Origin of the sequence: Streptomyces angustmyceticus (assembly GCF_040701845.1) — a bacterium.
In the GTDB taxonomy this organism is placed as follows: Bacteria; Actinomycetota; Actinomycetes; order Streptomycetales; family Streptomycetaceae; genus Streptomyces; species Streptomyces angustmyceticus_A.
In genome coordinates this window covers 25,690-37,732 of sequence record NZ_JBFBHQ010000026.1, presented here as the reverse complement: position 1 = coordinate 37,732, position 12,043 = coordinate 25,690, and the positions used below count along the sequence as shown (strand labels likewise).

The following is a 12,043-nucleotide window of genomic DNA, read 5'->3' as shown; positions in this document are numbered from 1 at the left end:
GCGGCTTCATCAGGCGGTCGAACGGGATCGCTCCCCCACGACCCACGGGATCACCCGACCTACGGGATCACCCGACGGGCGGGATCACTCCCACTCGATGGTGCCCGGCGGCTTGCTCGTGACGTCGAGGACGACGCGGTTGACGTCGGCGACCTCGTTGGTGATGCGGGTCGAGATCCGCGCCAGCACGTCGTACGGCATCCGCGTCCAGTCCGCGGTCATCGCGTCCTCGGAGGACACCGGGCGCAGCACGATCGGGTGGCCGTAGGTGCGGCCGTCGCCCTGGACGCCGACCGAGCGGACGTCGGCGAGCAGGACCACGGGGCACTGCCAGATCTCGCGGTCCAGGCCGGCCGCGGTCAGCTCCTCGCGGGCGATGGCGTCGGCCTCGCGCAGCAGGTCCAGGCGCTCCTTGGTGACCTCGCCGACGATGCGGATGCCCAGGCCGGGGCCGGGGAACGGCTGGCGGTGGACGATCTCGTCCGGCAGACCGAGCTCCGAGCCGACCATCCGGACCTCGTCCTTGAACAGCTGGCGCAGCGGCTCGACGAGCTGGAACTCGATGTCGTCGGGGAGCCCGCCGACGTTGTGGTGCGACTTGATGTTGGCGGTGCCCGTGCCGCCGCCGGACTCGACGATGTCCGGGTAGAGCGTGCCCTGGACCAGGAAGGCGACTTCCTCGCCCTCGGCGCCGGCCTCGGCGACCAGCTCGGCCTGGGCCTGCTCGAAGACGCGGATGAACTCGCGCCCGATGATCTTCCGCTTCTGCTCGGGGTCGCTGACCCCGGCCAGCGCGGTCAGGAAGCGCTCCTCGGCGTCGACGACCTTCAGCTGGACGCCGGTGGCGGCCACGAAGTCCTTCTCGACCTGCTCGGACTCGCCCTTGCGCTGGAGGCCGTGGTCGACGTAGACGCAGGTCAGCTGGTCGCCGATGGCCTTCTGCACGATGGCGGCGGCCACCGAGGAGTCCACACCGCCGGACAGCGCGCAGATGGCGCGCTTGGTGCCGACCTGGGCGCGGATCGCGGCGACCTGCTCCTCGACCACGCTGGTGGTGGTCCAGCTGGGCTCGATGCCCGCACCGCGGTAGAGGAAGTGCTCCAGGACCTGCTGGCCGTGCGTGGAGTGCATGACCTCGGGGTGGTACTGGACGCCGTAGAGCTTCTTCTCGTCGTTCTCGAAGGCGGCGACGGGCACCACGTCCGTGGACGCGGTGACCGTGAAGCCCTCGGGGGCCGCGGAGCAGGCGTCGCCGTGGGACATCCACACCGGCTGCTCGGCGGGGGTGCCCTCGAAGAGGGTGGATCCGGGGCGGGAGACGGTCAGCGGGGTGCGGCCGTACTCGCGCGCTCCGGTGTTGTCGACGGTGCCGCCGAGGGCGGTCGCCATGAGCTGGAAGCCGTAGCACATGCCGAAGACCGGGACACCGGCCTCGAACAGCGAACGGTCCAGGCTGGGGGCGCCGTCGGCGTAGACCGACGACGGGCCGCCGGAGAGGATGATCGCCTTCGGGTTCTTCGCGAGCATCTCCGCCACCGGCATGGTGGACGGCACGATCTCGCTGTAGACCCGGGCCTCACGGACTCGGCGGGCGATGAGCTGGGCGTACTGTGCGCCGAAGTCGACTACGAGGACGACGTCCGGGGCAGCGGCAGGGGGCGCTGATGGCACTTCGGCGGCCTTCCGGCGGTGTGGAGCAGGGGTTGGACTTTCGATTCTAACGGGCTCATACTGAGCCCCATGTCCAAGCAGCTGACCTTCGTCTTTACCTATGGCACCGGCCCGTCCGGCTGCCATGGTCGTGCTGCTTGATCCACTGACGAGCAACTTCCCAGGCGCCCCGGGCCGACAAGGTCCGGGGCGTCTGCGTCTGTCGGGACCGATCATCGGCTCCGGGGCCCTCACACCCCAGGAGACACGGACATGAGCCCGCAGACCACCACCCCCTCCACCGGCGCCCGCACCCCGGAAGCCGCGGGGATCATCCATGACGCACGGCAGCGGATCGATGATCTCGACGGCCGGATCATCGGCCTCGTGCAGGAACGGATGGCCGTCTCGGCCGTCATCCAGCGCGAGCGCCTCTCCTCCGGCGGCCGCCGGGTGAACCTCTCCCGCGAGATGGAGATCCTCGCCCACTACCGCGACCAGCTCGGCAAGCCGGGCACCGCGCTGGCGATGACGCTGCTGGAGCTGTCCCGGGGCCAGATCTGAGGCGGGCGGGGCGCGGGTCCGGGGGCGGGCGGGGTGCGGGCCGGCTGTCCGCCGCCCCCGTCGGGGCCGCCTCGTGGCTGGTTCTGGACGGTATCCGGTCGGTTTCCAGGGTCGCCAGGGCGCGTGGTGCGGCGCGTGCGCCCCGGCGCAGCTGCCGGATCTGCGTTCGGTTGCCGACTCACCCGTACGGCGCGTGACCGGCCGCTGCGAGGCTTCGTTGTTCCCGGTGCCACGCCAGCCAGGCGCGGCCTGCAGGACTACGCGTAGACGCCGCCTCACGGGCGGAACCCCGGAGCGATGAGACGCCGGCCGCCAGCCGCGGCCCGCGTCGTGGGACCTCGCTCCGGTGCCGTGACCGGTCAGCAGGGGACAGCAGCCCGGTCACATCCGATGGGGTGGTCGGTCCTGGGGACGCCCGGGACCGACCGCATCCGGTCGAAACGGTTGCGCCAGGTGAGGCGCATCCAGGACGATGCTTGACGAACGACCTACCGCTTCCGGTACGGACCCGGGCACGACCACGGGTCCGACCCACGCGGGCATTCGCACCCCCATGCACCACCCGAGAGCCAGCGGCGCTACCCCCCCCCCCAGCGCCGCCCCTCGGTGCCGGCGCTGCCCTGACGCCGGCACCGAAAGCAAAGGGCCCCGTGGCCGTCCGCAAACCCCCCTCGCGGACGGCGTCCGGGGCCCTTCGCTATGGGGTGGTGCGCCCGGCGCACCACCCTCGCGGGGGCCGTCCCACGCCCTGCCGCCGCGGCTTTCTGTGCGGAAGCTGTGAGACCCCTGTGACGGGTGTGATCGGCATCACGGCAGGCTTTCTTGTTGAGCAGGCAACCTTTTTCGGCCAGGGCTGGTCATGTACCTGCAATCGCACGGCCCTACCGCGCCCCACCGCGACGGCCCGCTGCCCACTTGTGCCGCCCCACGGCACTTTGGACCCCGAGAGGTCTTCTCGATGAAGCTTCGCCGTGCCCTGACGGCTGCCGCCGCGACGGCCGTCATAGCCCCTGCCGCCCTGCTGGCGGCCCCCGCCGCGTTCGCGACCGGCCCCGACGCCGGGACGAGCGCGAGCGCCGAGCCGACCCCCGGCACCCCCGGCCCGGAGCACTCCGACGACACCACGGCGCAGCCGCCGACCCCCGGTGCCGGTGAGGAGAGCACGCCGGGCGACGACACGACCGGCGACGGCACCACGACCGGCGAGGAGACCGGGACGGGCGACGGGACCGGGACCGGGACCGGCGAGGAGACCGGGGACGGTGACGGCACCGGGTCCGCCGGCCCGGGCGATGCCACCGAGCCCGGCGACGCCACCGAGCCCCCGGCCCCGGGCGAGCCCACCGAGCCGGCCGGGCCCGGGGACGCCGACTGCACGGTCGACGACGCCGCCATCAAGGTCACCGTCGCCGGCCTGCCCTCCAAGCTCGTCGCAGGCGGCGGCTGGCAGGACTTCCGCGTGCACCTGGCCAACACCACGGACCGCACGCTGGACGAGGTCTACCCGGTCGTCTACGCGGTGCCGACCGGGAACATCGACCACCCCGCGTCGCAGCTCGACCTGGAGTACCAGAACCCCGACACCGGCACCTGGACCTCGTTCGACGAGTGGACCGACGGCGGGTACTTCGGCTGGTTCCGGCTCGACGCGCACCAGACCGCCGAGCTCGAGCTGCGCATCCGCGCCGACAAGGGCGCCACGGCCGGTGACGGCTTCGCCCTGGTGGCGGGCGACTACCAGAACGAGGACGGCTCCTGCGGCTGGTCCGAGGAGCACTGGTACGACTTCACGGTCCTGCCCGCCGGCAGCAAGCCGGGGAAGATCCCGCCGGCCGGGCCCGGCAAGCCCGGCAACAAGCCCCGCCCGCAGGGCGGCGGGAAGCCCGTGCGCGCCACCGAGCCGAAGGACGGCATGGACAAGCTGCCGGTGACCGGCAACCTCGCCGAGACCGGTGCGTCCTCCGCCCTGCCGGTCCTCGGCCTGGTGGGCGCCGCCGCCGTGGCCGTCGGCGCGGGCGCCGTCTTCGTCGTCCGCCGGCGCAAGGCGGACGGTGGCGCCGCCGCGTAACGGCGGGCACAGAGCTGAAGGGCCGCACCCGGGGACGGTGCGGCCCTTCTTCGTACCACCCGCACCAGGGCCTAGGTCAGGGACTTCTTCGGCGGCACCGTGGGGACGGCCAGGAACGGGAGGTTCAGCGCTCCGAAGGCCTTTGCGGGGACGGCGGGGTTCACCGGCTCGACGGGCGCCAGCCGCCGGTAGGCCTGCCCCTGGGCGGGGCGCGGGTCCGCCTCGCCCTTGTTGGGCCACAGCGACATCGCGCGCTCGGCCTGTGCGGTGATGGTCAGGGACGGGTTGACGCCGAGGTTGGCGGAGACCGCGGCGCCGTCGACGACCGAGATGCCCGGGTGGCCGTAGAGGCGGTGGTAGGGGTCGATGACGCCGGAGTCGCCCGAGTCGCCGATCGGGCAGCCCCCGAGGAAGTGCGCGGTGAGCGGAGTGCCCATCAGTTCACCGATGTTGGAGCCCGCGAAGCCGTTGATCTCCTCGGACAGCAGCGTCGCCGCCCGGGTGGCCTCGGGGATCTGGTTCGGGTTCGGGGCCCCGTGCCCCTGGCGTGCGGTGAGCAGACCCTTGCCCAGCCCCTTCGGCTTCCGGTACGTCGTCAGGGAGTTGTCGAGGGACTGCATGACCAGGCCGATGATGGTCCGCTCCGACCAGCGGCGGTTGGAGAGGGAGCGGAGCGCCAGCCAGGGGTGGCGGGCCACGTTGCCCAGCCAGCCCGCGACGCGTCCGGCGGGCCGGTAGGGGACCTGGAGGATCGTCATGCCCCCCATCGCGTTGGAGCCCTTGCCGTAGCGCACCGGTTCGATGTGGGTGTTCTCGTCGGGGTGGATCGACGACGTGATCGCCACGCCCTTGGTGAAGTCGGCCATCGGAGCGCCGTGCCGCTTGCGGTAGCGGCGGTTGTCGGTCTGCGCGCCCACCAGCGCCTCGGAGTTGGTACGGGTCAGCGAGCCGAGCCGGCCGGAGATGTGCGGGAGCCGCCCGCTGTCCTTCATGCGGTGCAGCAGGCTCTGGGTGCCGTAGGTGCCGGCCGCGACGATCACGCGCCGGGCCGTGAACGTACGGCCCGCGCCCTTCTTCTTGTTGTCGGTCGGCAGCGTGCCGACGGCGAAGCCGCCGCGGGAGTCCTCGGTGAGCGCGACGACGGAGGTCATCGGGTGGATGACGGCGCCCGCCCGTTCGGCGAGGTAGAGGTAGTTCTCGTTGAGGGTGTTCTTCGCGCCGTGGCGGCAGCCCGTCATGCACTCGCCGCACTCGGTGCACGCCGTGCGGGAGGGGCCCGCGCCGCCGAAGTACGGGTCCGCGACCTCTTCCCCGGGCGCCGCCTTCGCGGCTTCGGCCCCCTCCTCGCCGACGGCGTCCCGGCCGTCCCCGAAGAAGACGCCGACCGGCGCCATGTGGAAGGAGTCGCCGACGCCCATGGCCTGCGCGGTCGCCTTCAGATGCACATCGGACGGCGTCATCGTGGGGTTGAGGCGTACGCCCAGCATCCGCTGGGCCTGGTCGTAGTACGGCTTCAACTCCTCCTGCCAGTCGGTGATGTGCTTCCACTGCGGGTCGTCGAAGAACGGCTTGGGCGGTACGTAGAGGGTGTTGGCGTAGTTCAGCGAGCCTCCGCCGACCCCGGCACCCGCCAGGACCATGACATTCCCCAGCAGGTGGATGCGCTGGATGCCGTAGAGGCCGAGGGCGGGGGCCCACAGATAGTTTTTGAGGTCCCAGGAGTTCTTCGGGAGCGTCTCGCGGGTGAAGCGGCGGCCGGCTTCGAGGACACCGACGCGGTAGCCCTTCTCGGTCAGCCGGAGGGCGGAGACCGAGCCGCCGAAGCCGGAGCCGACCACGAGCACGTCGTAGTCGTACCCGTCGGCGCGGGCGTCCCGCGGCTCCGGGGCGTCCCGGGTGCCGGGGGCGTCCCGGGTGCCGGTGGTGTCGTGGGCGTCCCGGCCGCCGTTCGCGTCCTGGTTCCGGGCAGAGTTCTCCTGGGGCACTGGCTCTCCCTGCTGAAGTGTTAGCGGAGTCGGAACGCCTTCATCGCGCGCAGGCTGCGGGTCATGAACTGGGCGTACTTCTCGTCGGTCATCCCGAAGGACGGCGCCAGCGGCATCAGGCGCTGCTGGGCGACGGTCTGCGCCTCGGTGTACTTGAGGATGCCCTCGGAGCCGTGCCGGCGGCCCAGGCCCGAGTCCCCCATGCCGCCCATCGGCGCCTGCACACTGCCGTAGCCGGCCGCGTAGGACTCGTTGACGTTGACGGTGCCGGTGCGCAGCCGGGCGGCGACCGCGCGGCCGCGGCGGCCGTCCTTGGTCCAGACGCTGGAATTCAGCCCGTACGGGGTGGCGTTGGCGAGCGCCACCGCCTCGTCCTCGTCGCGGAAGCGGTAGATCGAGACGACCGGGCCGAAGGTCTCCTCGCCGCAGACCGCCATCGGGGCCTGGACGCCGTCGAGGATGGTCGGCTCGTAGAAGAGCGGGCCGATGTCCGGGCGGGGGCGGCCGCCGGCGACCAGCTCGGCGCCCTTGGCGACGGCCTCCTCGACATGGCGGGTGACGGTCTCCAGCTGGCGCTCGCCGACCAGCGAGCCCATGTCGGCGCCGTAGGCGAGGGCGCTGCCCAGCCGCATCGCCTTCGTACGGGCGGCGAACCGCTGGAGGAAGTCGTCGGCGATGGACTCGTGGACGTAGAGCCGCTCGATGGAGATGCACAGCTGGCCGGCGGAGGAGAAGCAGCCGCGGACGGCGCCGGCGGCGGCCTTCTCCACATCGGCGTCCCGCAGCACCAACATGGCGTTCTTGCCGCCGAGTTCGAGCGAGACGCCGACCAGCCGGGCGGCGGCGCCCTGGGCGACCTCACGGCCCGTACGGGTCGAGCCGGTGAAGGAGACGTAGTCGGCGTGCTCGACGACGGCGGGACCGACGACCGGCCCCTCGCCGAGCACGACCTGCCAGACGTCCTCCGGCAGCCCGGCCTCGATGAGCTGCTCACGGGCCCACAGCGCGGTCAGCGCGGTCTCCGTGTCGGGCTTCATGACGACGGCGTTGCCCGCGACGAAGGCCGGCAGGGCGTCGCCCACGGACAGCTCGAACGGGTAGTTCCAGGGGGCGATCTGCCCCACGACGCCCCGGGGCTGGCGGAGTTCGGTGACCTTGGTGAGGGTCGGTACGACGCCGGTGCGCGCCTTGGGCTTGAGGTAGGCGTGGGCCCGGCGGCCGTAGTGGCGGGCGGTGACGGTGACCGCCTGCACCTCCTCGTGGGCGTGCAGCCGCGCCTTGCCGGTCTCCAGCTGGATCAGGTCGAGCACCTCGGCCTGCCGGCGCAGCACCAGGTCGTGGAAGCGGAGCAGGACCGCGGCGCGCTGCTTGACGGGGACCTTGGCCCAGCGCTCCTGGGCGGCGCGGGCCCGCTCGAAGGCGGTGGCGACGTCCTCGGGGGTGGACTCGGGCAGGTCGGCCAGCTTCTCCCCGGTGAACGGGGTGTGGTTGGCGGTGCGGCCGGTGCCGACCACGCCTCGGGTGAGCCGGGCGGCGACCTCGGGGGTGACCACGTCGGCGGCGGTCCGGGCGCCCGCCGGCGCGGGGGCGACCGGGTTGCCGCCCGCGGGCGCCCCGGCGGCCTCGGCGGGGGCGGTGGCTGCGGGGGCGTCGGCGGGGGCCTCGACGGGTGCGTCGGCGGGGGCCTGGGCGGCAGTGGAGGCGGCTGTTCCGGTGTCCTGCGAGTCCGTCATGTCGGCGAGCGTATGCCTCCCCGGACGCTTTGTGTACCCGGCAGTAATGAGTTTTCACGCCGTACGCACAATCGTGCCAGCGTCCGCTGGCCGCAAGGGGGCTGGTCTGGGGCGACCGGCGCCCCGGGTCACGTCCCGGTCAGCCGGAACGCGTCGAGCGCGGCGTCGAAGTGGCGTGCGGCCTCGGTGCGCGAGCCGACCGGGGAGGAGATCCACACGTCGATCGTCCGGCCGCCCTCGTCCCAGCTGAGGTCGTCGGTGTACCGGGGGCCGCCGTCCGTCGCACCGCCGTCCCAGACGAACTCCCAGCGCCCGGCCCGCAGCCCGTTGTGGGTGGTCTCGGTGACCCGCCCCCGGCGGTAGCCGCGGTAGTGGGCGGGCCCCTGTGCGTCCGCCGCGCGCATCGCCCCCAACGGGCCCTCCGGCAACCGCTTCTGCACCTGGACGCCGATCCGGAACCGCCTGCCCCGGGAGGTGTAGTAGACGCGGTCGTTCTCGTAGGAGCGGGAGAAGCCGTCCGGTACGGCGAGCACGAAGCCGACGGGGTCGTGGACGAGGCGGTGACCGGCGGGGAGCTCGGCGGTGGCTCCCGGGGCGGGCGGCGGGGTGACCGCGGCGGTGGGCCGCGCACTGCCGGGAGCGGGGCGCTGCGCCGTCCCCCCGCCGGAGGCCCGCGGGGAGGGGCCGCCGGTGCCGTCGCCGGCCCCGTCGCGGTGCGTCAGCAGGACGGCCACGCCCGCGCCACCGATCACCACCGCGGCGAGCGCCACCAGCACGGCGGTGCGGAGGCGGCCGGTGTGCGGGCGGGCGGCCGCGGCCAGCGCCCGGTTGTCGAGCGCCGCCGGGATCGGCAGGCCGGGGGCCCGGCCGCCCGCGCGCCCGCCCGGCCCCCCGCCGCCGTTTTCGGCGGGGGCGGCCCGGCCGGGTCCGGCGGGGGCCGCGGGCGGGGTGCCGAAGGCCGACGGGTCCTCCTGGGGCGAGGGTTCGCCCGGCGGAGGGTCGCCCGGCCGGAGGCCGCCGGGCGGGGGTGTGCTCGGCGGGTGTTCGCCGGACGGGGTTTCGCTCGGCGGGTGTTCGCTGGGCAGGTCGTCGCCGGGGCCGTCGTGCGGGGAGTCGTGGACGTCGGGGGCGGGGTGGCGCGGGGGGTGGTGCGGTCCGGCGCCGGGGCGGGGGCCGCCGGGCCCGCCCGGTCTCCCCGGTCCGCCCGCGCCTCCAGGACCACCAGGTCCCCCGGATCCGCCAGGTCCCCCGGGCCCGCCCGGTCCGCTCGCACCCGCCACCGCCGCCGCCTCCGCCTCCCCCGCCGCGGGCCCCCGCTGGTGCCCCCGCTCCGGGGCTCGCCCCGACCGCAGATAGCCGCGCAACAGCCGCTCCGTCTCGGCGATCCCCAGCCGGCGCTCCGGATCGCGCTCCAGCAGCCCCTCCACGACGGCGTGCAACGCCCGTGCGGCCTCCGGGAAGGCGATGTCCTCGTAGACGACGGCGTGCAGCACCCCGCCCAGCGAGTCGCGGTGGAACGGCGAGGCGCCGCTGAGCGCGGCGCACAGCAGCACCCCGAGCGACCAGAGGTCGGCCTCGGGCCCCGTGCCGCGGCCGGACATCCGTTCCGGCGCGGTGTATTCGGGCGAGCCGACGAAGCCGCCCGTGTCGGTCAGCGTGGGGACGCCGGGGACCTGGGCGATCCCGAAGTCGGTGAGCACGACCCGGCCGGTGCCCGACTCCATCAGGACATTGGCGGGTTTGAGGTCGCGGTGCAGCACCCCGCGGGTGTGCGCGGCCCGCAGCGCGCCGAGCAGCGCGATCCCGATCCGGGCGGCCTCGCGCGGCGCGACCGGTCCGCCGCTGCGCAGCCGGTGGTCCAGCGACGGCCCCTCCACCAGCTCCATCACGATCCACGGCCGCCCGTCCTGCTCGACCACGTCGTGCACGACGATCACATTCGGGTGCTTGATGCCGGCGACCGTCCGCGCCTCCCGCATCGCCCGCTCGCGCTGCACCCGCGGTCCGGGCCCGGCCGGCTCCTCGTCGGCGTCGTCGTCCACGTGCAGTTCCTTGACGGCGACTTGGCGGCCCAGCAGCTCGTCGGTGGCGCGCCAGACCGTCCCCATGCCGCCGCGGCCCAGCCGTGCTTCCAGGCGGTACCGGCCACCGATCAGCCGGCCCTCGCCCCCGAAGATCCCCATGTGCCCATCTTTGCGGCACCGGCCGCCCTCCGGAAGGGCGGCATCTCAGGACCGGCCACGGCCGCACCGCCCCTGCCGCCGGGACCGGCCGGGGCCGCTCCTCCCCTGCCACCGGGTGCGGCCCCGACCGCTCCCCCCTGCCGCCCGGCCGGGCCGCCGTGATCCACTGCCCCCATGGAGGCAGTTGTTGCGAGCGTGGTGGCCGTCGTCGGCACCCTGCTGGGTTCCGGCGTCACCCACTTCTTCCAGAGCCGGGCGGCCGAGCGCAGCGAGCAGTTCGCCCGCGCCGAGCGGCTGCGGCAGGAACGTATCGATGCGTACTGCGCGTACGCGGGGGCGCTGCTGGACTACCGGCGGGTCCTCGTCCACCGCTGGTTCGTCCTCCACGAGGAGGACCGCTGCGACGAGGACTCCCCCGAGCTGCGCGAGGAGGTGTACAAGACCCGCTACACCGCCCAAGAGGCCATGTTCCGGGCCCAGATGGTGACCGACGACCCCCGGATACTCGAACGCAGCGAGCAGGTGATGGCGGAGACCACCGAGCTGCACTGGGCGCCCGACCGGGAGGCCCTCACCGCGCTGCGGGCCACCACCCGCCAGAGCATCCGCGACTTCATCGCGACCACCGCCCGGCAGGTGCGCTGACCCGCCCGGAACCCGGACCGCACGACACACGGGGTGGAACCTCCACCTGCTCCCCCACCGTCCTTGACACAGTGAGGCTGTCGTACGGGAACGACCGGTACGGCGGCTACGAGAGGCGGATCGGGGGTCGGTCATGGTGATGCAGGACGGTGGAACGGTGGACGTCCGCCCGGACGCCGATCCCGGCCGGGCCGCCGCGGAACACGGCGGCGCCTACCTCGCGACCGCGCTGTCCCTGGCCCTCTACTCCGGCGTCCTGGTCGCCTGGACGCTCTACGGCCTCGCCCAAGGGGACGGCAGCGTCTGGGACTTCCTGGAGGGCCTGTTCAACCCGGGCGCCTCCCCCGCGACCCAGATCCTCGGCCCGTACGAATGGGCCTTCGCCGTCGGGTTCCTGGTGATCGCCGGGCTGGCGCTGGCCCGGCGCCGGGTGGCGCGCTCCGCGGCGCTGCTGACCGGATTCGTCCTGCTCACCGTCTCCCTCCGGGAGGGCGTGGGCCTCTTCGACGCCGCCTACCGCGCCCAGTACAGCCACGACCCGCTGGGCGGGTGGGTGCTCGCCACCCGCGGACTGGGGCTGGTGGTGGCGCTGGTCGTCCTCTTCGCGCTCTTCCCGGCCACCGAGCGCCGGGGCGGGCACCGGTCCGCCCCCGGGACGGCCGGCCCGGACGGCTGGCGGCTCCGCTCGTCCCGGATCTGCGGGGTGCTGTTCCTGCTGATGAGCCTGGCGCGCATCGGCTGGACGGTCCTCACCGTGACGGCCCCCGAGGTCGACGCGGGCCGCTATCTGCGCGGGGTCGTCGACGGTTCGCTCCTCGGCACCCTCGATCTGGCCGCGCCCGGCGAGTTCACCACCGTCGGATCGGTGCTCGTGCTCCTGATCCTGGGCGTACTGGCCTTCCGCGGCCGACGGGACGTGCGCGGGGCGCTCATGGTGTTCGCCGCGCTGGAGCTCTACATGACGGTGCGGACGGTCGTCATGCTGACCGTCACGGACTTCTTCAACCGCTCCTTCGAGACCCCCGAGGGCGCCCTGTCCCTGGTCACGACCGCCTACGCCCTGGCAGCCATGACCTCGGTCGTCGTCCTGACCACCACCCGCGGCTCCGCCCCGTACACCGGCCTCCGCACGGAGGGGGCCCGGGCGGCGGCGGTGGGGCGGGGCGGGGGGTTGTAGGGGGCGGGGCCGTGGCGCACGGGCGTAGCGTGGTCGCT

Annotated in this window: 8 protein-coding genes; 4 read left to right on the top strand and 4 right to left on the bottom strand. The window is 73.8% G+C overall.

From position 1 onward, the window contains the following. Positions 1-84: 84 nt before the first annotated feature. Positions 85-1,671, bottom strand: coding sequence for a glutamine-hydrolyzing GMP synthase (gene guaA, locus AB0411_RS31850; protein WP_366420740.1), 1,587 nt, complete (start codon positions 1,669-1,671; stop codon positions 85-87). Between the two features lie 252 nt (positions 1,672-1,923). Here guaA and AB0411_RS31845 point away from each other — a divergent pair, with 252 nt between their 5' ends. Both AB0411_RS31845 and AB0411_RS31840 read left to right on the top strand, forming a co-directional pair. Beyond that, positions 1,924-2,214: a chorismate mutase gene (locus AB0411_RS31845; protein ID WP_366420739.1), complete on the top strand. Its 291-nt coding sequence runs from the start codon at positions 1,924-1,926 to the stop codon at positions 2,212-2,214. A 958-nt stretch (positions 2,215-3,172) separates the two neighbouring features. Further along, positions 3,173-4,282, top strand: coding sequence for an LAETG motif-containing sortase-dependent surface protein (locus AB0411_RS31840; RefSeq protein WP_366420738.1), 1,110 nt, complete (start codon positions 3,173-3,175; stop codon positions 4,280-4,282). Positions 4,283-4,353: 71 nt separating this feature from the next. Here the strand turns inward: AB0411_RS31840 and AB0411_RS31835 are convergent, their stop codons facing one another. The 3 genes from AB0411_RS31835 to AB0411_RS31825 all read right to left on the bottom strand — a co-directional run bounded on the left by AB0411_RS31835 (position 4,354) and on the right by AB0411_RS31825 (position 10,183). Next, positions 4,354-6,267, bottom strand: a complete 1,914-nt coding sequence (locus AB0411_RS31835; protein ID WP_437044013.1) for a GMC oxidoreductase — start codon at positions 6,265-6,267, stop codon at positions 4,354-4,356. A gap of 20 nt (positions 6,268-6,287) precedes the next feature. Next, entirely contained in the window at positions 6,288-8,000 is a 1,713-nt protein-coding gene (locus AB0411_RS31830) for a succinic semialdehyde dehydrogenase (RefSeq protein WP_366420737.1), read from the bottom strand. 128 nt (positions 8,001-8,128) lie between these two features. Next, positions 8,129-10,183: a serine/threonine-protein kinase gene (locus AB0411_RS31825; RefSeq protein ID WP_366420736.1), complete on the bottom strand. Its 2,055-nt coding sequence runs from the start codon at positions 10,181-10,183 to the stop codon at positions 8,129-8,131. Positions 10,184-10,357: 174 nt separating this feature from the next. On the opposite strand from AB0411_RS31825, the gene AB0411_RS31820 reads away from it, so the two are divergent. Both AB0411_RS31820 and AB0411_RS31815 read left to right on the top strand, forming a co-directional pair. Then, the gene (locus AB0411_RS31820) at positions 10,358-10,828 is read left to right on the top strand and encodes a hypothetical protein (RefSeq protein WP_366420735.1); all 471 of its coding nucleotides are present in this window, start codon (positions 10,358-10,360) and stop codon (positions 10,826-10,828) included. 133 nt (positions 10,829-10,961) lie between these two features. Continuing rightward, on the top strand, positions 10,962-12,005 hold the full coding sequence (locus AB0411_RS31815) for a hypothetical protein (protein WP_366420734.1): 1,044 nt from the start codon (positions 10,962-10,964) through the stop codon (positions 12,003-12,005). Positions 12,006-12,043: the final 38 nt, after the last annotated feature.